18 protein-coding genes and 2 tRNA genes are annotated in these 22,131 nt (G+C 68.0%); 7 read left to right on the plus strand and 13 right to left on the minus strand.

Going from position 1 to position 22,131, the window contains the following annotated elements:
- Window positions 1-267 precede the first annotated feature (267 nt).
- The gene (locus tag AC1MLT_RS01755; RefSeq protein WP_481033572.1) at window positions 268-1,641 is read left to right on the plus strand and encodes an SGNH/GDSL hydrolase family protein; all 1,374 of its coding nucleotides are present in this window, start codon (window positions 268-270) and stop codon (window positions 1,639-1,641) included.
- 161 nt (window positions 1,642-1,802) lie between these two features.
- On the opposite strand, the gene AC1MLT_RS01760 is transcribed toward AC1MLT_RS01755, so the two are convergent.
- The 10 genes from AC1MLT_RS01760 to AC1MLT_RS01805 form a co-directional block, all read right to left on the minus strand.
- Window positions 1,803-1,878 (minus strand) — tRNA-Lys (locus AC1MLT_RS01760).
- 121 nt (window positions 1,879-1,999) lie between these two features.
- Complete coding sequence (locus tag AC1MLT_RS01765) at window positions 2,000-3,358, minus strand: acyltransferase family protein (protein ID WP_481033573.1); 1,359 nt, start codon at window positions 3,356-3,358, stop codon at window positions 2,000-2,002.
- Window positions 3,359-3,586: 228 nt separating this feature from the next.
- Window positions 3,587-3,730, minus strand: a complete 144-nt coding sequence (locus AC1MLT_RS01770) for a hypothetical protein (RefSeq protein WP_481033574.1) — start codon at window positions 3,728-3,730, stop codon at window positions 3,587-3,589.
- A gap of 37 nt (window positions 3,731-3,767) precedes the next feature.
- Window positions 3,768-4,712 (minus strand): DUF707 domain-containing protein, encoded by a 945-nt coding sequence (locus tag AC1MLT_RS01775; RefSeq protein ID WP_481033575.1) that lies wholly within the window; start codon window positions 4,710-4,712, stop codon window positions 3,768-3,770.
- A gap of 23 nt (window positions 4,713-4,735) precedes the next feature.
- Window positions 4,736-5,284, minus strand: coding sequence for a dTDP-4-dehydrorhamnose 3,5-epimerase (gene rfbC / locus AC1MLT_RS01780; RefSeq protein ID WP_481033576.1), 549 nt, complete (start codon window positions 5,282-5,284; stop codon window positions 4,736-4,738).
- Window positions 5,285-5,314: 30 nt separating this feature from the next.
- A complete protein-coding gene (locus AC1MLT_RS01785) occupies window positions 5,315-6,643 on the minus strand; it encodes an NAD(P)H-dependent oxidoreductase (protein WP_481033577.1) in 1,329 nt (442 codons plus the stop codon).
- Window positions 6,644-6,697: 54 nt separating this feature from the next.
- Entirely contained in the window at window positions 6,698-7,483 is a 786-nt protein-coding gene (gene rfbF / locus AC1MLT_RS01790) for a glucose-1-phosphate cytidylyltransferase (protein WP_481033578.1), read from the minus strand.
- 87 nt (window positions 7,484-7,570) lie between these two features.
- On the minus strand, window positions 7,571-8,623 hold the full coding sequence (locus AC1MLT_RS01795; protein WP_481033579.1) for an NAD-dependent epimerase/dehydratase family protein: 1,053 nt from the start codon (window positions 8,621-8,623) through the stop codon (window positions 7,571-7,573).
- Window positions 8,624-9,058: 435 nt separating this feature from the next.
- A tRNA-Ala gene (locus tag AC1MLT_RS01800) sits at window positions 9,059-9,134 on the minus strand.
- Between the two features lie 68 nt (window positions 9,135-9,202).
- On the minus strand, window positions 9,203-10,180 hold the full coding sequence (locus AC1MLT_RS01805) for a GMP reductase (RefSeq protein ID WP_481033580.1): 978 nt from the start codon (window positions 10,178-10,180) through the stop codon (window positions 9,203-9,205).
- A 241-nt stretch (window positions 10,181-10,421) separates the two neighbouring features.
- Between AC1MLT_RS01805 and AC1MLT_RS01810 the strand changes: the two genes are divergently transcribed.
- Window positions 10,422-12,854, plus strand: a complete 2,433-nt coding sequence (locus AC1MLT_RS01810; RefSeq protein WP_481033581.1) for a UvrD-helicase domain-containing protein — start codon at window positions 10,422-10,424, stop codon at window positions 12,852-12,854.
- Between the two features lie 60 nt (window positions 12,855-12,914).
- On the opposite strand, the gene AC1MLT_RS01815 is transcribed toward AC1MLT_RS01810, so the two are convergent.
- The 3 genes from AC1MLT_RS01815 to AC1MLT_RS01825 are packed head-to-tail and all read right to left on the minus strand — an operon-like array spanning window position 12,915 to window position 15,192.
- Window positions 12,915-13,718, minus strand: coding sequence for a BPSS1780 family membrane protein (locus AC1MLT_RS01815; protein ID WP_481033582.1), 804 nt, complete (start codon window positions 13,716-13,718; stop codon window positions 12,915-12,917).
- Window positions 13,719-13,727: 9 nt separating this feature from the next.
- Window positions 13,728-14,786, minus strand: a complete 1,059-nt coding sequence (locus AC1MLT_RS01820) for a homoserine kinase (RefSeq protein WP_481033583.1) — start codon at window positions 14,784-14,786, stop codon at window positions 13,728-13,730.
- 7 nt (window positions 14,787-14,793) lie between these two features.
- Complete coding sequence (locus AC1MLT_RS01825; protein ID WP_481033584.1) at window positions 14,794-15,192, minus strand: hypothetical protein; 399 nt, start codon at window positions 15,190-15,192, stop codon at window positions 14,794-14,796.
- A 95-nt stretch (window positions 15,193-15,287) separates the two neighbouring features.
- Between AC1MLT_RS01825 and polA the strand changes: the two genes are divergently transcribed.
- From polA to AC1MLT_RS01850, 5 genes are all read left to right on the plus strand, one after another.
- Complete coding sequence (polA, locus tag AC1MLT_RS01830; protein WP_481033585.1) at window positions 15,288-18,080, plus strand: DNA polymerase I; 2,793 nt, start codon at window positions 15,288-15,290, stop codon at window positions 18,078-18,080.
- 187 nt (window positions 18,081-18,267) lie between these two features.
- Window positions 18,268-19,578, plus strand: coding sequence for a M20/M25/M40 family metallo-hydrolase (locus tag AC1MLT_RS01835; protein ID WP_481033586.1), 1,311 nt, complete (start codon window positions 18,268-18,270; stop codon window positions 19,576-19,578).
- A gap of 71 nt (window positions 19,579-19,649) precedes the next feature.
- Window positions 19,650-20,156, plus strand: a complete 507-nt coding sequence (locus AC1MLT_RS01840; protein ID WP_481033587.1) for a copper chaperone PCu(A)C — start codon at window positions 19,650-19,652, stop codon at window positions 20,154-20,156.
- A 230-nt stretch (window positions 20,157-20,386) separates the two neighbouring features.
- A complete protein-coding gene (locus tag AC1MLT_RS01845; RefSeq protein ID WP_481035081.1) occupies window positions 20,387-21,046 on the plus strand; it encodes a superoxide dismutase in 660 nt (219 codons plus the stop codon).
- 147 nt (window positions 21,047-21,193) lie between these two features.
- Window positions 21,194-22,120, plus strand: a complete 927-nt coding sequence (locus AC1MLT_RS01850) for a dienelactone hydrolase family protein (RefSeq protein WP_481033588.1) — start codon at window positions 21,194-21,196, stop codon at window positions 22,118-22,120.
- Window positions 22,121-22,131 lie beyond the last annotated feature (11 nt).

A 22,131-nucleotide genomic window follows, 5' to 3' on the forward strand; every position in this document is an offset into this window, starting at 1 on the left:
GAGCTTCTCGAAGGCCACGACGTCGAAGATGCCAGCCGTCTCCTGCAGGGCCGCGACGTCCTTTCCTACAGAGGGATTCTGATTTGGTAATAAGAACTTACTGAAAAAGTACTACATATCATTTATAGTGCGTACTTTTTACGCATACATATGAGTGCTTTAATCAATCGACTGACTGCCTCATTCGCCTGCCTCGGTTGTGCCGTGCTCGTTGTCGCGTGCGGTGGCGGAGATGGCGGTTCCAGCAGCACCGCAGGAAGCGGCGCAGTGGCAGCGACGACCGCGCCGGTCAGCACCGCGACGCCGCCGCCGGCCGCGTCGAGCAGCAACGTCGCCACGCGGCCTGCCGCCACGACCCCCGATGACCCGGCTCCGACCCAGTCGCTGCTCGCATTGGCCAAGAAGGCGGCCGCGTCCGCGCCGACCACCGTGGCGGCGATCCCGACACGCGCGGGTCCGGTACCCGTGCTGCTCCCTTCGGGCGCCACGCCCGCCTGGCCGTATCAACGGTATTGGATCTCCGGCGAGGGCAGGAACAACGGCAACAGCACCGCCGCCGACAATCCCCGCCTGGACACCGTCGCCTACATCTACAACTTCGCCAAGTGGGCCAAGCGCCCCACCGGCGTCACCAACAGCTTCAACGACGGCAGCAAGGCCGACTACTGGACCACCAGTGCGGACTACGGTGGTTCGCAGGCCTATGTCGGCATCCGGACCAACTCGCGGTATGTCGCCATGCCGTCCGAAGTGTTCTGCATGATGTCGCTGATCGTCGACGGCAAGGTCGTCCTCCCGGGTGTCGACTACACGGCGAACAATCAGTACGCGGTGTGGGACCTGGGCACCAACGAGGAACGCAATCTCGTCTTCGTCGGCAGTTCCGCCGCCTGGATCTCCGAGATCGTGGTCGAGAGCGGCGCCAAGATCGCCCCGTACGACTTCACGGTGGAGAAGCCGGTGACGGTCTCCTTTACGGGCGACAGCTACCTGGGTCACGAGTCGACGGAGCAGGCGGGCCTGAGTTTCGTCGACATGCAGGCACGGTTGCTGGGCGCCCTGGCCACGACCGCGACGCACGTGGGTGGCACCGGCTATCGCCGGGAGATCAACGACGACATCCAGACGCGGGCCTCGTCGCCCCAGCGGCTCGCCCGTTTCACCGAAGCCAAGCCGACGATCATGATCGTCGAGGTGGGCATCAACGATCCGTGGCCCGGCACCGGCCCGACGACATTGGAGTCCATGAAGACGCTCCTGCAGGGCGCTCGTGCCGCGAATCCGGACAGCATCCTGGTGGCCGTCGGACCCTGGGAGCCGAACGAGTCCGATGCGCGCCAGCCTGACGGCCAGGACATCGCCGTCATGAACGCGATCTCGGCGACCGTCGAGGCCCTGCCGGGACCATGGGTCGTGCTGGACAACATCCGTGGCAGCTGGAAGACCAGCAAGGGCACGTCGCGCAGTGCGCTGCGCGGTCCGTGGCAGACGGGCGAGGGCAACAAGGGTGCCCCGACGGGTGTCGGCAACGGCGACACCTGGCTGAATTCCGATGGCGTCCATCCCTCGACACCGGTGGGCATCACGGGTCTGGCGGAAGTGCTCACCAGCGAACTCCGCGCCGCCCTGGCGTCGATGTAAGCAGCCCTGGAGACGGAGGCAGCCCGGGCCCGATGCGGCGGGCTGGCCTCCGGCTCTCGCGGTCCTCCGAATCGATTCAGACGGTCGGATCACATACCCCAAGAAAAAAGCCTGCTATCTTTTGGATAGCAGGCTTTTCATTGCCCATGCGGGCTTGTTGGTGGTGGGCCCTGAGTGACTCGAACACTCGACCTACGGATTAAGAGTCCGCTGCTCTACCAACTGAGCTAAGAGCCCCTGATCGACATTGCTGTCTTCAGGCAAGACCAAGATTATAGCCCGAGATTTTTTGCATTTGCCACCCCCTGCGTGCGCCTGAAGACAGAAAAAGTAAAAAAGCTCCCGGGCCCGATCCGTCTCATCGCACCGGTCGGGGTTCCGGGCGTGGGTTGAAGTCGATGAAGCGGCGTTCCAGCAGCAGGTAGGTCAGCGCCGAGATCGCCATCACCAGCATGACCGCCATGCTCGCCAGCAGGGTGAAGGCGACCGGCGAGAGGGCGGCGACGTCGAAGAAGTACGCGTGGCACACACCGAACACCGCGAAGAACACCATCACGTGCAGCAGGTAGAGGCTGTAGCTGAGCGTGCCGAGCGCCACCGCCCCATGGCTCGACAGCCAGCGCGGCCGCGTCACGGCCACGCAGGCGAACAGCGCCAGCACGTGCAGGCCCTGCAGGACGCGGTCCTGGTCCACCACCACCCAGTTGAGCAGCAGGGAGCCCATGCAGACATGCAGCGCGACGCGCATCCAGCCGCGCTGTGCCGGCGTCGGCTCCCAGCGCGCGAGCGGCGCCATGAGGGCGCCCAGGGCGAAGAACATCCAGACGCCCAGGCCCTCGACCATCATCAGGACCACCGTCACCAGGGTGATGGCGACGCTGCCCGGCGCCTTGCCCAGGCGGATCACCATGAACACCAGCGGCAGCACGACATAGAAGCGCCATTCGAACGCCAGCGTCCAGCTCATGCCCAGCAGGCGCGAGGTCTCGAGCGCGCCGACGCGCGGCAGGGGGTAGAAGCCGAAGGCCATCAGGCGCGGAATGGCATCGAGCGCGGAGGCGATGAAATGCCGGTCGATGCGCGAGAAGATGCCCGCGACGACGAGGGCCGCGACGACCGCGACCACGTAGGCCGGCATCAGCCGTTGCGCGCGCCGGACGAAGAACAGGGCCCAGTCGACCCGCTGCGCCGGCAGCAGCTTGTGAGCGAACAGGCAGCCGGTGATGCAGAAGAAGATCTGCACGCCGATGCTGCCCAGGTAGTCCAGCAGTTCCCGCGTCTCGGCGCTCAGGGTGAAGCCGGTCGGCGCGAGCTGGAGGTTGAGCAGTACCAGCGGGGCGTGGTTGAGCAGCACCAGCGTGACGGCCAGTCCGCGCAGACCATCGAGCCAGCGGGTCTGCGGACTCGCCTGCCACGACAGGCCGCGCGCGCGTCCCGACATCCACATCGCCGAGCCGACCACCACGGCGAACAGGCAGGCGAGCATCAGCAGGCTGCCCGCGAAGGACAGGACCGCGACGTCGGCCGACGGCGTCTGCAGGGGCAGCGGATCGGCGCGTATCGACAGCGCCTCCGCCGTGGCGGCCGGCGCGCGCGTCAGTTCGAGTGCGCGGGTCACGGCCGCCCCGATGGCGGCGCCAGGCCACGCGGTGCCATCGTTCGCCTGGATGCACGCCGGATACGCGAACGCGTCGGCGCAGGCATGAAAGTCGTTCATGTTCACCCCCTTGGATGAGTCGTGCTTCGACCCCTCTGCGGCACGCGCATGCGAGCCGGAGAAGTGACGCGCGCGGTGGCGCGCAAGGTCACCGGGCGGGGTCTGGCACTGGTTTTGTCGTGACCGGAACCACGCGGACGGCGTCCGCTCGCTTCAGTGTCGTGAAACACGAAGACACGCGGATGTCCACGATCGGACCGGACGGAGAAAGCCGTCGGAGGAGCCGACTCAGGGGGGTGTGACCGAGAAGAAGTGACCCAGCGGCAGTTCGCTGCCGCGGAAGGTCGCGGGCCGGATGCACAGGCGCTCGCAATCCGGGCGCCCGACGGTGTCGTGCGCGGCGGCGGATCGGGCGGGCTGGCGGGATGTCATCTCGGCAGGGGAGGGGCGATGCGGGTGGGCGCCGTCGTCAGGCGACGAGGTCGGCGATCTTGGTCTCGCGACTCTTCAGGGCGTCCGGGCTGCTCTTCTTCAGGCGCAGCTGGGCCGGCCGGTAGGCCGATTGCGTGAAGACCTGGATCAGCATGCCGATGCCCTTGCGGAAGATCTTGTAGGGCGTCTTGGTCCGGGCCGCCGTCAGCACCAGGTGCGCGCCGTTGCGCAGCTGCACCTGGGTGTTGCCGACGCGCCGGCCATCGGCGAGCAGGCCGCCATAGACGACCGTGCGCTCGGGGAAGTTCTCGAACAGCGCCGTCACCACCTTCACCTCGTCGAAGGGGTTGACGCCCTGCTTGGCGAAACTGTCGTAGAGCGTGCCGGTGTAGAAGGCGCGCGTGTGCGTCATCGTGACCTCGTCGAGCACGGCCGCCTTGTAGGCCGGGTCTTCCATGAGCAGCGCCCAGATGTGGTCGGCACCCCAGCCGCAGACGTACTTCTCGATGATCGGCAGCAGCGTCTTCATGTAAGACGTCTTGATGCACGGCGACATGCATTCGAGGTGGTTGGTGTAGCGCAGGCTGAAGCCCGGGCACTGCATCAGCACCGGATAAGACACGAAGCTGTCCATCGACATCGCCGGCTGGGCGATCGTGAGGTCGTGCTCGATCGCCATCTCGAAGATCCGGTTGATGCCGCGCGCGGTCATCAGCAGGTCGTCGTCCGGCAGCATCACGTACTCGTAGCGGTCGAGCAGTTCGGGGTGGGCGCGGAAATGGCGCGCCAGGCTGTCCCACTTGGTGCCCTGGTCGATGACCGTGGGCAGATCGACATCGGCGATCTGCGCGGCGGCGTCGCCATAGGCGTTGAGCTGCAGGTCCCAGGTCCGCTCGCAGGTGGTGTCCTCGATCCAGGCCTTGTGCAGCGATTTGCCGCCGACGCGACCGATGACGAGGAAACGCTTCGATGTCTGTGTCATGGATGTCTCTTTTCCCGTGGCGTTCAGAAGAAGGCGGGCGTGTCGGCCTCGAGCAGCGGCCAGGCGGCATCCTTGTCGGAAATGCTGGTCACGGCCAGGGGCCAGGCGATGGCCAGGCGCGGATCGGAGTAGCGCAGACCCCATTCGGCCGCCGGGGTGTAGGGCGACGACACCAGGTAGCTGACCTCGACATCGTCGGTCAGGGTCTGGAACGAATGGGCGAAGCCCGGCGGCACGTAGAGCTCGCGATGGTTCGTCGCGGTGAGCTCGAACGCCTCGTGGCGCATGTAGCTCGGCGAGTCGGCGCGCAGGTCCACGATGATGTCGACGATGGCGCCCTGGGTGCAGCGCACCAGCTTGGCCTCGGAGGCGTCGCCGCGCTGGAAGTGCAGGCCGCGCAGGGTGCCCTTGTCGGCCGAGAACGAGGTGTTCTGCTGCACGTAGGTCGTGACCAGGCCGTGCGCCGCGAATTCCTTCTGGCACATGGTGCGCGCGAAGAAGCCGCGCGCATCGCCGCGTTTCTCCAGATCGATGATCCAGGCGTCTTTGAGGGTGGTGGGGGTGAAAAGCATGGGTAGCGTTCGAAGGATGCGGCGGAGGGCTCAGTGGGTGGCGGCGGTGGCCGGGGCGAAGGTGCGTTCCTGCTCGGCGTACAGCGCGTCGATGACGCGGCCCGGCGGGACCTCGATGTCGGCGAAGGTCAGCGCGGCGTCCTTGGCCACCGGACGCACGACCTTGCAGCCGACGGCCAGGCCGATGGGCAGCAGCGCTTCGTCGCGGATGGCCTCGATGTTCTCGGCCACGCCATAGACCTCGTAGCCACCCAGCTCGTCGATCAGGTCGCCGGGCACGAGGTCCTTCTTGGCGACGGCGATGACGCCGACTTCCGCTCCGGCGAGCGGCGTGAGCACGGCATCCTGGAACAGGACCGCGCGCGCCACCGAGGTCGGCACCTCGAAGTGGCAGAGGTGGTAGGGCGTGTAGAAGCAGTAGTACGGACCGGTGCCCAGCTTGTACAGGTTCAGGTAGTGCTGCTGGCGCGGATCGTCGTGCGTGGCCAGTACGAAGACGCCCGGGCCGGGACGCGCGCCCACCACGTAGTCGACGATGCCCGGGCCGCCCTTGTCCAGGTGCGCGGCGAAGGCGCTGACGGTCTCCTCCAGCGGCACCAGCGGCGCGCCGGGATTGCCGCCGGAGAAGTCCGGGCCGAGCATGCCGCGCCGTGCCACCTTCATGCCGGTGCCGTTGGCGACGATGGCCTGCTCGAACGAGATCTTGGTGCCATCGGCGAACGAGGCCACCATGGCGGGCTTCTGGCCCCACTTCTCGGCGAACGCGCGTTGCGTGGTCGGGTCGCGGTAGGGGTCGTGCAGGCCCTTGATGTTGCCGCACAGCACCGGCTTGCAGCCCAGGCCCTCGACGAAGCGGTACAGGTTCATCTGCACTCCGGGCTGGTCGCCGTCGGAGAAGGTGTAGACCACGCCGCGCGCCTGCGCCTTCTGCTTGAGGATCGGGCCGACCGTGCCGTCGAGTTCGGCGTTCATCTGCACCACGTGCTTGCCCGACTCGATGGCGGCCAGCACGACCGTGGCGGCGTAGTCGAGCGAACCGGTCACCTCGATGATGGCGTCCAGGCCCGCGGCCCGGGCCAGCGCCACGGCGTCCTCGGTGACGGCCGGCGTGCCGGCGGCGATGGCGGCCTCCAGTTCGGCCTGGGTGTCGCAGCGCACCGCTTCGACATCCGCTTCCGCATAGGCGCGCTGGGCCGGCTCGATGCGTCGGTTGGCGATGGCGCACAGCCGCATGCCCGGCGTCGACGCGATGATCTGCAGCGCGATGCCGCGACCCTGGAAACCAGCGCCCACCAGGCCGACCTTGATGGGGTCGCCGGCGGCGGCGCGCTTCTTGAGCGCGGTATCAACAATGATCATTCCAAATACTCCATTCGCCTCTGTGCAACGTATTGTTTGTGTAATACGTAACTACTAATTGTTCCAGACTTTCCAGGGGGCCGATTCGCCCTTGCCCCAGAGGCCCTCGAGGACCTGCTTGTCGCGCAGCGAATCCATGCTCTGCCAGTAGCCGGTGTGGTGGTAGCTGGCCAGCTTGCCCTGCTCGACCAGGCGCGCCATGGGTTCTTCCTCCCACATCTGGTGGTCGCCGTCGATGACGTCGAAGATCTCCGGCTCGCAGACGAAGAAGCCGCCGTTGATGAGGCCGCCATCGGTGGCGCCCTTCTCGCGGAAGCCCTTGACGTTGCTGCCGTCGTCCGACAGGTGCAGCGCGCCATAGCGGCCGGGCTGCGTGACCGCGGTGAGCGTGCAATGGGCGCCGGACTTCTCGTGGAAGGCCATGAGCTCGTGCATGTTCACGTCGGACACGCCGTCGCCGTAGGTCAGGCAGAAGCGTTCGCCGTCGAGGTACTTGCGGGCGCGCTTGATGCGTCCGGCGGTCATCGTCTCCAGGCCCGTGTCGAGCACGGTCACGCGCCAGTTCTCGCTGCGCGTCTCCAGCCAGTCGACCTTGCCGGTGGACAGGTCGATGGTGAAGTCGGTGTCGCGGGCCTGATGACGCAGGAAGTACTCCCGGATCATGTCGACCTTGTAGCCGCCCAGCACCACGAAATCGTTCAGGCCGTAGTGCGCGTACAGCTTCATGATGTGCCACATGATCGGCTTGCCGCCGACCTCGACCAGCGGCTTCGGCCGGATCGTCGTCTCTTCACTCAGGCGGGTGCCGTAGCCACCCGCCAGCAATACCACTTTCACCATCGTCGGTCTCCTCGCGATGCAATCCGGTCCGTGCCGGCTGCCGTCATGGGTTGGAAGCGCCTCGACCCGGGTCGAGGCAGCGGGTCGTCAGGAATCCAGGGCCTGCCACTCGAAGGCCTGGTTCAGGCGCTTCTCGTCGATGTGGCCCTGCAGCACGTTGAGCCGGATCAGCAGCGACTTGCGGAAGTCGGCGTCGTCGAACTTCATGCGGCGCATGCCGGCGAGCAGGTTCTGGATCGATTGCGCCAGATCGACCTGCGGCTGGTGCTGGGGTGCCAGCGACTTGTAGAGGGCGAAGTCGACCTGGTAGGAGCGGCTGTCGGCCGGCGCGTCGAGATTGATCGACACCTTGGTGCCTGGCACGGCATCGGCCACGGCCTTGGCGAGGTCGCGCACCTGGTAGTTGCATTCGTTGGCGCCGGCATTCACGGCCAGATAGCGGCCGCCGTTGTCGGCCGGACGGGCGACGGCCCAGTCGATGGCGCGCGCCATGTCGGCGACGTCGATCAGCGGACGCCACGGCGAGCCATCCGACAGCACCGTGATCTCGCCCTGGCTCAATGCGCAGGCGACGAAGTCGTTGAGCACCAGGTCGAGCCGCAGGCGGTCGGACATGCCGCAGGCGGTGGCGAAGCGCAGGCAGGTGACCGTCATGTCGGTGTCGAGCTCGGCCAGCTCGCGCTCGGCGCCGATCTTCGACTTGGCGTAGGCGGTGATGGGGTTGAGCTCGTCGGATTCCTTGCGCGGGCCGCCCAGCGCGATGCCGTAGACGCTGCAGCTGGAGGCGAAGACGTAGTTCTTGACGCCGGCGGCGGAGGCGGCCTTGGCGATCGACACGGCCGAGCCCTGGTTGATGTCCATCGTGGGCTTCTCGAAGCGATTGCCCATGGGGTCGTTGGAGATCGCGGCGAGCTGGACCACGGCGTCGTAGCCCTGCAGGAATTCCGGCGCCAGGCCGCGCACGTCGCCATAGAACTGCTCGTTCAGGCTGCGTTCGGGAACGACGGTGGTGCCGGTGAGGCCATGGGCGAAATACGCGTTGTCGTAGCCGTGCAACACGGCATCCGGGTGGGCGGCTCGCAGGTATTTCGAGACCACCGAACCGACGTACCCCATGTTTCCAGTAATCAATATTTTCATGATATTCAATTTAGCTACGAGCAATACAATAGATGTGTACCTAAGTCCTCATTCGAGGATTCCTCCTCGGAACCAAGCATCTCGGTTTCAAGGTTTCCATCGGTCTGCCGCGTGTCCTCGTCTCCATCCGGCCTCGCCGTCGTCGATGGCTGGATGACAAGGAACCCGCTCAAAGCGGCGAAAAATGTAAACCTTAAGTAATAATTGTGCACATAAAAGTCTGAAGTGTCAGCTTTTGTTTAAGCGAATTGCAGTTTTTGTTTCAACTCGCTTGGAATCTGTGCAATTTGTCCGCTTTTGGCTCCCGTGCAGGGCCATTGGAAGGGCTGCGAAGTCCTGAAGGACACGCCGGCCGACGCATTTCCAGCATCGGACGCGCAAAAAAAAGCCCCGGCGGAGGGCCGAGGCTTTTTGCGAGTGTTCTGGAACGATGTGTGGTGGAGAGGATGAGGATCGAACTCACGACCTCCGCATTGCGAACGCGGCGCTCTCCCAGCTGAGCTACCCCCCCGACACGCAGTCGATTCTAGTGACGCCGGTCGCTTTCCCGCATGACCTGCCGCACGTGTCGGGTTTGGCTCACATGAGCAGGTGCTCGCCGGCGTTGTCGCCGCCCAGGGTCACGTAGTTGACCTTGCGGATGTCCATCAACACCTTGCCGCCGGCATAGCTGATGGAGCTCTGGACGTCCTGCTCCATCTCGACCAGGGTGTCGGCGAGCTTGCCCTTGATCGGCTCCAGGATGCGCTTGCCTTCCACGTGCTTGTACTCGCCCTTGTTGAAGTCGCTGGCCGAGCCGTAGTACTCCTTGTAGAGCACGCCGTCGACCTCCACCGTCTTGCCCGGAGACTCCTCGTGACCCGCGAACAGCGAGCCGATCATCACCATCGAGGCACCGAAACGCACGCTCTTGGCGATGTCGCCGTGATCGCGGATGCCGCCGTCGGCAATGATCGGCTTGGTGGCCACGCGGGCGCACCACTTGAGCGCGCTGAGCTGCCAGCCCCCGGTGCCGAAGCCGGTCTTGAGCTTGGTGATGCAGACCTTGCCCGGACCGATGCCCACCTTGGTCGCGTCGGCGCCCCAGTTCTCGAGGTCGATGACGGCCTCGGGCGTGCCGACGTTGCCGGCGATCACGAACGACGCCGGCAGCTTGCGCTTGAGGTAACCGATCATGTTCTTCACGCTGTCGGCATGGCCGTGCGCGATGTCGATGGTGATGTATTCGGGCACCAGATCGCCCTCGGCGAGGCGGTCGACGGTCTCGTAGTCGGCCGGCTTCACGCCCAGCGAGATGGAGGCGAACACGCCCTGCGCCCGCATGCGCTGGACGAACGCGACGTTGTCGAGGTCGAAGCGATGCATGACGTAGAAGTAGCCGTTCTGCGCCAGCCACAGGCAGGTGGTCTCGTCGACCACCGTCTTCATGTTGGCCGGCACCACCGGCAGGCGAAAGCTGCGGCCGCCGAGCACGACGCTGGCGTCGCACTCCGAACGGCTCTCGACGCGGCACTTGCGCGGCAGCAGCAGGATGTTGTCGTAATCGAAGATCTGCATGGAACCAAGCTCCTGGAAGAGGAAGAGGGCGCCGCGGGACGATTCCCGGCGGCGCGGGCGCTTGGTCCGCGTCCGGTTCCTGACGCCATGCCGAGAGGCGGGCGAAAAAAAACCGGGCGTCAAGAAACTTGGGCCCGGTGACCGATTCTAGGCCGGCGGGCACCGCGCGGTACCCCGGCTTTCATATAGACCTCATGCGCGACGCGGTAGGGGGCGACCCGCGGCTTCCTACAATCGACGGATGTCTCTTTTCGGCTCGCACGACGCCTCCGCCGGCGCCTCTCCTCCTGGCTCGGCATCCGCCGATGCAGGCTCCTCCGGGCTGCTGGCCCATCTCAATCCCGAACAGCTCGCCGCCGTCACGTTGCCCGAGGGTCACGCACTGATCCTCGCCGGCGCCGGTTCCGGCAAGACCCGGGTGCTGACCACCCGCATCGCCTGGCTGCTGCAGACCGGCCAGGTCTCCCCCGGCGGCATCCTGGCCGTGACCTTCACCAACAAGGCCGCCAAGGAGATGCTCACGCGGCTGACGGCGATGCTGCCGGTGAATGCGCGCGGCATGTGGATCGGCACCTTCCACGGCCTGTGCAACCGCTTCCTGCGCTCGCACTGGAAGCTGGCGAACCTGCCCTCGACCTTCCAGATCCTCGACACCCAGGACCAGCTCTCGGCCATCAAGCGGCTGATGAAGCAGCACCAGGTCGACGACGAACGCTTTCCCGCCAAGCAGACGCAGTGGTTCATCGCCGGCGCCAAGGAGGACGGCCTGCGCCCGGATGCTGTGGAGACGCGCAGCGAGGACGACCGCAAGAAGGTCGAGCTCTACCGGCTCTACGAGGAGCAGTGCCAGCGCGAGGGCGTGGTCGACTTCGGTGAGCTGATGCTGCGCAGCTACGAGCTGCTGCGCGACAACGACGCCGTGCGCGAGCACTACCAGCGGCGCTTCCGCCACATCCTGATCGACGAGTTCCAGGACACCAACCGGCTGCAGTACGCGTGGATCAAGATGCTCTCGGGCCACGTCGACCACGGCCAGTTCGTGCCGGCCGCGCACAACAGCGTCATCGCCGTGGGCGACGACGACCAGAGCATCTATGCCTTCCGCGGCGCGCGGGTGGGCAACATGTCGGACTTCGTGCGCGAGTTCGACGTCCAGCGCCAGATCAAGCTGGAGCAGAACTACCGCAGCTTCAGCCACATCCTCGATTCGGCCAATGCGCTGATCAGCCACAACACCCGGCGCCTGGGCAAGAACTTGCGCACCGAGCAGGGCCCGGGCGAGCCGGTGCGCGTCTACGAATCCACCAGCGATTTCGCCGAGGCGCAGTGGATGGTCGAGGAGATGCGCCAGCTGGTGCGCGAGGGCGTGGAGCGCAAGGAGATCGCCGTGCTCTACCGCAGCAACGCGCAGAGCCGGGTGATCGAGACGGCATTGTTCAACGCGGCGGTGCCCTACCGCGTGTATGGCGGCCTGCGCTTCTTCGAGCGCGCCGAGATCAAGCACGCGCTGGCCTATCTGCGGCTGATGGAGAACAAGGACGACGACACCAGCTTCCTGCGCATCGTCAACTTCCCGCCGCGCGGCATCGGCGCGCGCAGCATCGAGGTGCTGCAGGACACGGCGCGCACCGCCGGGCGCTCGCTGCACGACGCCGTCAGCGCGGTGGGCGGCAAGGCGGGCGGCAACCTGTCGGCCTTCGTCGCCCGCGTCGACGTGATGCGCGAACAGACGGTGGGACGTTCGCTGCGCGAGATCATCGAGCTGGTGCTCGAGCACAGCGGCCTGATCGAGCACTACAAGGCCGATCGCGAGGGCGCCGACCGCATCGAGAACTTGAACGAACTGGTGAACGCGGCGGAGAGCTTCGTCACCCAGGAGGGTTTCGGGCGCGATGCCGTCGCCCTGCCGGTCGACGAGCTGCGCCAGTCGCCGGCCAGCCAGGGCCTGGATCCGGCCCTGCCGGTGATCGACGAACCGCTCGAGGCGCTGGCGCCCGATGCCGAGACCGGCGAGACGCTCAGTCCGCTGGCGGCCTTCCTGACGCACGCGGCGCTCGAGTCCGGCGACAACCAGGCCCAGGCCGGCCAGGATGCCGTCCAGCTCATGACGGTGCATGCCGCCAAGGGCCTGGAGTTCGACTGCGTGTTCATCACCGGCATGGAGGAGGGCCTGTTCCCGCACGAGAACTCCCTGAGCGACCACGACGGCCTGGAGGAGGAGCGCCGGCTGATGTACGTGGCCATCACGCGCGCCCGCCAGCGGCTCTACATGAGCCACTCGCAGACCCGCATGCTGCACGGCCAGACGCGCTACAACGTCAAGAGCCGCTTCTTCGAGGAGTTGCCGGAGGAGTCGCTGAAATGGCTGACGCCGAAGAACCAGGGCTTCGCGCCGTCGGCCTTCGGCTATGGCGGCGGCTATGCGACATCGCGCGGCGCCGACTCCGGCGGCTTCAGCAAGGACGCCTTCGCCAGCCCGCCGGTGCCGCCGCAGAAATCCGCGCCGTCGCACGGCCTGCGCTCGGGCATGCAGGTGTTCCACAACAAGTTCGGCGAAGGCACCGTGACGGCGCTCGAGGGCGTGGGCGACGATGCCCGGGCGCAGATCAACTTCCCGCGCCACGGCGTGAAGTGGCTGGCGCTGTCGGTGGCCAAGCTCACGCCGGTCGTCTGAGGACGCTGGCCACGGCGGAGCGCGGAGGCGGGGCGAGCGGCGTCGCCACCGCCCATGCCGTCATTCGCTCTCGAAGGTGTTGCGGAAGGAGAACCAGAGACTGGTGAAGAACATGGTCGCCGTGACGGTCGCGCCACCCATCACCAGCAGGCCGACCACCGACTCGACGCCGGCGCCATCGCTGCCGAACAGGCCCACGGCGCCCAGCAGGAGCGAGACGGCGCTCAGCAGGATGCCGGCACCCGCCAGGACGCCCAGCCAGACCAGCATGAACACCAGCAGCGCCTTGAAGGTCTTCAGGCAGGCCACGAAGCTGAAGAACAGGCTCTTGACCGGCGGGACGTGGTGCCAGTGGATCAGCGCCGGGGCATGCCAGAAGGTCAGCGAGAGCGGCAGATAGAGCAGCATCGCCAGCCATCCGGCGGCCTGGAACGCGCCACTCTGCGCCAGCTCGCGGCTGACGGGTTCGCCCAGCAGGTAGACCCGCGCGAACTGCCCGCCGTCGATCACGGCCGACGCGCCCACCACCACCGGGATGAGGACCGCGTACAGCGCGCCGAGCACGGCCAGCGGACGGATGTCGGTCCGTACCGCGCGGAAGGCGGCCAGGAAGATGCCGGCGGCCTGGGGCCGGGCCTCCAGCGAGGAGGCGTACTCGGCGGCGGCCATGAAGCCCAACGTCGTGGCCGGCAGCAGCGCCAGCGTGAGCAGGGGACCCAGCAGCGGGAGGCGCGAGATCAGCGACACCACCGTCATGCTCAGCATGAACAGCACCATGAAGGCCAGCGGACGCTTGGCGAAGGTCTGGAGGCCGCTGCGGACCCACTGGGCCCCCGCACGGGCCGGAACGATATTGAGTTTCATCGGTCGCGTTCAGGCCCCCAGGGGCTCGGTCGCCATCTCCAGCGCCAATGGCGTGCGCACGCGCTCGCGCAGGACGCGCTCGAAGTGGGTCGGGTCGTGCGCCTTGAGCATGCTGGCCTCGCGGGGCAGGTGGAAATCCCAGAGCCGCGAGATCCAGAACCGCAGCGCGGCGGCGCGCAGCATGGCCGGCAGCAGCGCGCGCTCGGCGCCCGTGAGCGGCCGCACCTGGATGTAGGCCTCCAGCAGGGCGGTGGTGCGTCCGGCGTCGCCGCGGCCGGTGGGCAGGTCGATGGCCCAGTCGTTCAGGCTCACGGCCAGGTCGAAGAGCCAGCTGTCGGTGCCGGCGAAATAGAAGTCGAAGACGCCACTGAGGCGTGGTGCCGCGTCGGCGGCATCGGCCGCGAACATGGCGTTGTCGCGGAACAGGTCGGCATGCACCGGGCCGCGCGGCAGGGCGGTATGGGCCGACGATGCGGCGACGTGGTTCTGGTAGGCCAACTCGCTGCGCAGCAGTTCGGCATCGGCGGCGTCCAGGTGCGGCAGCACGACCGGCGCGGTCTCGTTCCACCAGTCCAGGCCGCGCAGGTTGGGCTGCACGCGCGGGAAGTCGCGCCCGGCCAGGTGCATGCGCGCCAGCCAGCGACCCAGTTCGGCGCAGTGCGCGGGACCGGGCGCCAGCACGCTGTGGCCGCTCAGGCGGTCGACCACGGCGGCCGGCTTGCCCGCCAGGGTGTGCAGCAGCGCGCAGGGCGCATCGGCGGCCGGGGCCGGCTGCCATTGCCCGGGCGTGGCCGCCGGTGCCGACACCCGTGCGGGGTCGGCCACGGGCGCCGGCACGGGAATGCCGCGGCTCGCCAGGTGCTCCATCAGGCACAGGTAGTAGGGCAGTTGCTGCCGGCTCAGGCGTTCGAACAGGGTCAGCACGTACTCGCCACGCTCGGTGGTGGCGAAGTAGTTGGTGTTCTCGATGCCGCCCTCGATGCCGCGCAGCGCCTTCAACGCGCCCAGCCCCAGTTGCCGTACGAGCGCGTCCGCTTCGTCGTGATCGACTTCGGTGTAGACCGCCACGCCGCGCTCAGAACTTCAGCAGGTTCCACACGCGCGCGCCGATGCCGCTGCTGCCGGTCTCGGCCTGGCCCTGGCGCTCGCGTCCGCCGTCGTTGGGCAGCACCTCGTAGGCTGGCACGTTGGCCTTGGGCTGCACCGTGATGCTCTGGGTCTGGCCTCCGTAACGGACCTCGTTGACCTTGGCGCCGTTGTCCTCGACCTGGATGTTCTCGATCTTCTGGTTGCGCCGGCCCTCGGCGCGGGTCTGCGCGGCATCCTGCGAGGCCGTGTCCTGGGCGGCGCCCGAGGGCGTGCCGCCGGCCGGCGCCGGCAGCGCGCCGGTCTGGGCGCAGGCCGCCGCGGTCGAGAGGGCGCAGAGGGTCGCCAGCAGCGCTTGGCGAAGGAGGGGAGCAGTGGAGGTGGCCATCGCAGGATTGTAGGTGCGCCCCCCGGGCGCGCGTTGTCGGCGTGCGGTGTCCGAAGCTGCCGGCGGCCATGCCGAGCGCGGGCAGAATGAGCGCGATGACCGACAAGAAAACGCTGCTGCTCGTCGATGGATCGAGCTACCTCTACCGCGCCTTCCATGCGATGCCCGACCTGCGGGCCGTGCCCGGCGACGCCGCGAGCCCGGCCACCGGGGCCATCCGCGGGATGATCAACATGATGCAGTCGCTGCGCCGCGAGGTGCGCGCCGACTATGCCGCCTGCGTCTTCGATGCCCCGGGCAAGACCTTCCGCGACGACTGGTACCCCGACTACAAGGCCCATCGCTCGCCCATGCCCGACGACCTGCGGGCCCAGGTCGGCCCGATCCACGAGGTGGTGCGGCTGCTGGGCTGGCCGGTGCTGTGCGTGCCCGATGTCGAGGCCGACGACGTCATCGGCACGCTGGCGAAGACCGCCGCCGCCCAGGGCGTCGAGGTCATCGTCTCCAGCGGCGACAAGGACCTGAGCCAGCTGGTCGACGAGCACATCACGATCATCGACACCATGAACGGCAAGAAGCGCGACGTCGCCGGCGTCACGGCCGAGTTCGGCGTGCCGCCGACATTGATGGTCGACTACCAGACGCTGGTGGGCGACGCGGTCGACAACGTGCCCGGCGTCGACAAGGTCGGTCCGAAGACGGCGGCCAAGTGGCTGCTGCAGTACGGCTCGCTCGACGCCCTGATGGCGCACGCCGGCGAGATCAAGGGCCAGGCCGGCGAGAACCTGCGCAAGGCGGTCGACTGGCTGCCCCAGGGCCGCCGGCTGGTGACCATCCGCACCGACTGCGACCTCGACGGCCACGTCGCCGGACTGCCGGCGCTGGACGCCATCGCCATCGGCGCGCAGCAGGTCGACGCGCTCAAGGCGTTCTACGAAAGCCACGGCTTCAAGAGCCTGGCGCGCACCCTGGAAGCGCATGCGGTGCCCCCCGAGCTGATCGCCCAGAACAAGAAGAAGAAAGGTCCCGAGGCCAGCGGCGGGCTGTTCGACGAGCCCGAGACGGAGGCCGCCGAGAAGGTCTCCAACCTGGCCTACGACACCATCCTGACGTGGGAGATGTTCGATGCCTGGATGGCGCGGATCGACGCCGCCCCCCTGGTGGCCGTGGACACCGAGACCACCTCGCTCGACGAGATGCGGGCGCGGATCGTCGGCGTCAGCTTCAGCGTCGAGCCGGGTGCCGCCGCCTACATCCCGCTGGCGCACGACTACGCGGATGCGCCGGCGCAGCTGCCGATCGACGAGGTGCTGGCGCGCCTGAAGCCCTGGCTGGAGGACCCGGCGCGGCCCAAGCTCGGCCAGAACGTCAAGTACGACCGCCACGTCTTCGCCAACCACGACATCACGGTGCGCGGCTATGCCCACGACACCATGCTGCAGAGCTACGTGCTGGAGGTGCACAAGCCGCACGGCCTGGCCAGCCTGGCCGAGCGCCACCTGGGGCGCAGCGGCATCGACTACGAGGACCTCTGCGGCAAGGGCGCCAAGCAGATCCCGTTCGCGCAGGTCTCGATCGACAAGGCGGCGGAGTATTCGAGCGAGGACAGCGACCAGACCCTGGACGTGCATCGCGTGCTGTGGCCGCAGATCGAGGCCGACGCCAGGCTGAACTTCGTCTACCAGCTGGAGATGCGCAGCAGCGAGGCGCTGTTCCGCATCGAGCGCAACGGCGTGCTGATCGATGCGCCGAAGCTCGCCGCGCAGAGCCACGACCTGGGCACGCGCATCATGGCGCTCGAGCAGGAGGCCTACGAGCTCGCCGGCCAGCCCTTCAACCTGGGCAGCCCGAAGCAGATCGGCGAGATCTTCTTCACCAAGCTCGGTCTGCCGATCGTCAAGAAGACCCCCAGCGGCGCCCCCAGCACCGACGAGGAGGTGCTGGAGAAGCTGGCCGAGGATTTCCCGCTGCCGGCCAAGCTGCTGGCGCACCGCAGCCTGTCCAAGCTCAAGGGCACCTACACCGACAAGCTCGGCCAGCTCGCGCTGCCGCGCACCGGCCGCGTGCACACGCACTACGCGCAGGCCGTGGCGGTGACCGGGCGCCTGAGCAGCAACGACCCCAACCTGCAGAACATCCCGGTCAAGACCGCCGAGGGCCGGCGTGTGCGCGAGGCCTTCGTGGCGCCGCCGGGCCACGTGATCGCCAGCGCCGACTACTCGCAGATCGAGTTGCGCATCATGGCCCACATCAGCGGCGACGAGTCGCTGCTGCGCGCCTTCACCGAGGGCATCGACGTGCACCGCGCGACGGCGGCCGAGGTCTTCGGCACGCCGGTGGACAAAGTCTCCAGCGAGCAGCGGCGCTATGCCAAGGTCATCAACTTCGGCCTCATCTACGGCATGAGCAGCTTCGGCCTGGCCAAGAACCTGGGCATCGAGACCAAGGCCGCCGCGTCCTACATCGACCGCTATTTCGCCCGCTATCCGGGCGTCAAGCGCTACATGGACGAGACCCGCGCCAGCGCCAAGGAACTGGGCTACGTCGAGACCGTGTTCGGCCGTCGCCTCTATCTGCCGGCGATCAACTCGCCCAACGGCCCGCGCCGTGGCGGCGCCGAGCGCGCGGCGATCAACGCGCCGATGCAGGGCACCGCCGCCGACCTGATCAAGCTGAGCATGGTCGAGGTGCAGGACGTGCTCGACGCCGAGGGCAAGGGGACGCGGATGATCATGCAGGTGCACGACGAACTGGTCTTCGAGGTGCCCGAGGCCGAGGTCGACTGGGTGCGCGCCGAGATCCCGCGCCTGATGGCGGGCGTCGCCGAGCTCAAGGTGCCGTTGCTGGCCGAGCTGGGTGTCGGTCCGAACTGGGACCAGGCGCATTAGGTTCTCCCCCCAGGCTTGCCCACTGCGTGTGGCAGCGCCAACCCCCTTCCGGGGGCGACACCGGCGGACCGGCGGAGCCGGCTCCGTGGTGTCCCCGGCCCGGGAAGCCATGCGGATGACGGGGTGCGACAGAATGGATGCCGCTTCCGCTCGATCTCCTGTTCCTTGATAACCACATAGAAGAGTCATGAGTCTTTCCAGTCTGTTGGCACGACGTTCCGGCCTGGCGCTGCTGTGTGCCGCCGCCTGCGTCCTCGGTGGCGTCGCGCATGCCGCGCCCGATGCGCGCATCGCCGGGCTCGCCGCCCGCGAGAAGCAGCCGCTGCTCGATTCGCTGTCGCAGCTGGTGGGCATCGAGTCCGGCAGCCGCGACCTGGACGGGCTCGACCGCATCGCCGAGCTCATCGCCGGCCGGCTGCGCGCGCTCGGCGGCACGGTCGAGCTGATCGAGCCGGGCAGCGCCGCGTCGCCGCAGGTCTACCGCATGGAGGACACGCCCGAGAAGATCGGCAAGGTCGTGAAGGCCACCTTCGAGGGCACCGGCACCCGCCGGATCATGCTGATCGCCCACATGGACACGGTCTACCAGCGCGGCATGCTGGCCGGCCAGCCGTTCCGCGTCGATGGCGACAAGGCCTACGGGCTGGGCATCGCCGACGACAAGCAGGGCATCGCCGTCATCCTGCACGCGCTGGCCATGCTGCGCCAGCTCGACTTCAGGGAGTACGGCACGCTCACGGTGCTGATCAACGGCGACGAGGAGATCAGTTCGCCGGGCTCGCGCGCGCTCATCACGCAGCTGGGCGCCGAGCACGACGCCGTGCTGTCGCATGAAGGCGCCTCGATCACCGAGGACAAGCTGTCGCTGGCCACGGCGGGCATCGGGGCGGTGGCGCTCACGGTGCGCGGCAAGGCCTCGCACGCCGGCTCGGCGCCCGAGCGCGGCGTCAACGCGTTCTACGAGATGGCGCACCAGGTGCTGCAGATGCGCGATCTCTCGGACCCGGCCACTGGCCTGAAGATGAACTGGACCACCGCCCAGGCCGGCACCAACCGCAACGTGATCCCGGCCCTGGCCACCGCCAATGCCGACGTGCGCGTGACCCGCGTGGCCGACTACGACCGCGTCGAGAAGGCGATCACCGAACGCGTCAGGACCCAGCTGGTGCCCGAGGCGCAGGTCGAGGCCCGCTTCGAACGCCGCCGACCGCCGCTGGAGTCGAGCCCCGCCTCACTGGCGCTGGCCCGCCACGCGCAGGGCATCTATGGCGAACTCGGCCGCAAGCTGGGCGCCGACGACAAGGTCGCCGGCGGCGGCACCGATGCCGCCTTCGCCGGCCTGTCGACGCGCGCCGGCGTGGTCGAGCGCTTCGGGCTGCAGGGCTATGGCGCCCACTCGGCCGATGCCGAATACGTGCTGCTCGACTCGATCGAGCCGCGTCTCTATCTCGTCACGCGGATGATCATCGACATCGCGCGCGGCAAGGCCGGCCTGTGACGAACGGCAGCGCCGCCTCGCCACGTTCCCGTTCCCGTTCCCGTTCCCGTTCCATGCTCCACGACCTGCCCATGAAGAAACTCCCGTCCGCTCTCGTCCGCTCCCTCGTCCTGGCCGCCGCGACGGTCGCCGGCATCACCTCGGCCCAGGCCGACGTCAGCGTCAAGGACGTCTGGGTCCGCGCCACCGTGCCGCAGCAGAAGGCCACCAGCGCCTTCATGCAGCTGAGCGCGCCGGTGGACAGCCGCCTGGTCTCGGTCGCCACGCCGCTGACCCCGGTGGCCGAGGTGCACGAGATGCGGATGGAGGACGGCGTGATGCGCATGCGCCGCACCACGGCGCTGGAACTGCCCGCCGGCAAGACCGTCGAGCTCACGCCGGGCGGCTATCACGTCATGCTGATGGACCTGAAGCAGCAGGTGAAGACCGGCGACACGGTACCGCTGACATTGGTCTTCGAGGGCCGCGACGGCCGGCGCGAGACCCGCCAGGTGATGGCGCCGGTGCGCGCGCTCGCCACCACGACCGCGCCGGGCGGACCCGCCGCGCACGGGGCCCCGGGCGACCACAAGCACTGACACCCGCCGACGCGCGCGTGCCTGACACGCCGTCGTCCGACGTGGCGGGGCGGGGTTGTGGTTGACCATGGCGCGTCATCAACGTCCAGAGGAGTACTTTTTCCATGCAGAGATTCATCGTGTCGCTCGCGGTCGCGGGTTTCGTCGCCGGATGCGCGCAGACCGGCCCCATGTCGGCCCAGTCCATGACGCCCGCCGCTCCCATGGCGCCCGCCCCGATGGCCGCGCCCATGGCACCGCCGCCACCGCCCGCGACCCCGCCCGCCGCCCAGGTGTTCCGCCAGGCGCCGTTGCCCTATGCGGCCGACGCGCTGGAGCCGGTGATCGACAAGGCGACGATGGAGATCCACCACGGCCGCCATCACAAGGCCTACTACGACGCGTTGAACAACGCCGCCGCCTCGAGCCCCGAGGTCGCGCGCTCGACCCTCGAACAGCTCGTCGCCACCGCATCGCGCCAGACGATGGTCGTGCGCAACAACGCCGGCGGCGCCTGGAACCATGCCTTCTTCTGGAACACCATGGCACCGGCCGGCCAGCGCGGCGCGCCGTCGCCCGCGCTGATGGCGCGCGTCCAGGCCGACTTCGGCTCCATGGAGACGCTGATGCGCCAGTTCAACCAGGCCGGCGCCTCGCGCTTCGGTTCCGGCTGGGCCTGGCTGATCGTCAAGGACGGCAAGCTCGCCGTCAGCTCCACGCCCAACCAGGACAACCCATTGATGGACGTGGCCGAAGTGCGTGGCACGCCCATCCTGGGCAACGACGTCTGGGAGCATGCCTACTACCTGAAGTACCAGAACCGTCGCGCCGACTATCTCGCCGCCTGGTGGCAGGTGGTGAACTGGAACGAAGTCAACCGCCGCTTCGCCGCCGCGACCGCCGCGCGCTGAGGCGCCGGCATCGGCCCTGAGGAGACGTCCATCGTGCGACGTCGTCAGGGCCCGCATGTCGCCGGCGCACTTCCATGATGCGCCGGCAAGGCACCGGTTTCTCCTCTTTCGGCCGCAGCGGCCGATCCATCGAAAGCGACGTTTTCCATGACTTCCTCCCTTTCATCGAACGGTGCGGCACGCGACGACCTCGATGCCGACTTCGATTCGCTGCGGCCCGGCGCCAGCACGACCGCCGGCGCGACGCGCCGCACCGCGCTGATGGCCGCCCTCGGCGTCGGCTACGCGGCGGCGGCGGTGCCGGTCGCGGCGCAGACCTTCGTCACCACGCCGGCCGATGGCCTCGTGGCCGGCCCGATCACCTACACGGTCGACGGCTTCGAGGTGCCGGCCTATGCCGCGGCGCCGGCCGGCCGGACCGGCCTGCCGGTGGTCCTGGTGATCCAGGAGATCTTCGGCGTGCACGAGTACATCGCCGACACCTGCCGGCGCTTCGCCAAGCTGGGTTATCTGGCCATCGCGCCGGAGCTCTACGCGCGCCAAGGCGATGCCCGGTCCTTCACCGAACTGCCCCGGCTCATGAGCGAGCTGGTGTCGAAGGTGCCGGACGCGCAGGTCATGGCCGACCTCGACGGCGCATTGCGCTACGCGGCCACGCGCGGCGGCGACGTCGCCCGCGCCGGCATCACCGGCTTCTGCTGGGGCGGCCGCATCACCTGGCTCTACGCGGCCACCGGCAAGGTCAAGGCCGGCGTGGCCTGGTACGGACGCCTAGTCGGGCAGCCGAACGCGCTCACGCCGCGCAATCCGATCGACATCGCCGCACAGCTGCAGGCCCCGGTGCTGGGCCTGTATGGCGGCAAGGACCAGGGCATCCCGCTCGACACGGTGGAGCGCATGAAGACGGCGCTGGCGGCCAGCGGGTCCGCCGCCGCCCGCGCGTCGCAGTTCGTCGTCTACCCGGAAGCCGGCCATGCCTTCCATGCCGACTATCGCCCGAGCTATGTCAAGGATGCCGCCGAGGACGGCTGGAAGCGCACGCTGGCCTGGTTCAGGACCCACGGGGTCGTCTGAGCGACCGGGCG

It is taken from the genome of Variovorax sp. PEI5 (assembly GCF_056679935.1).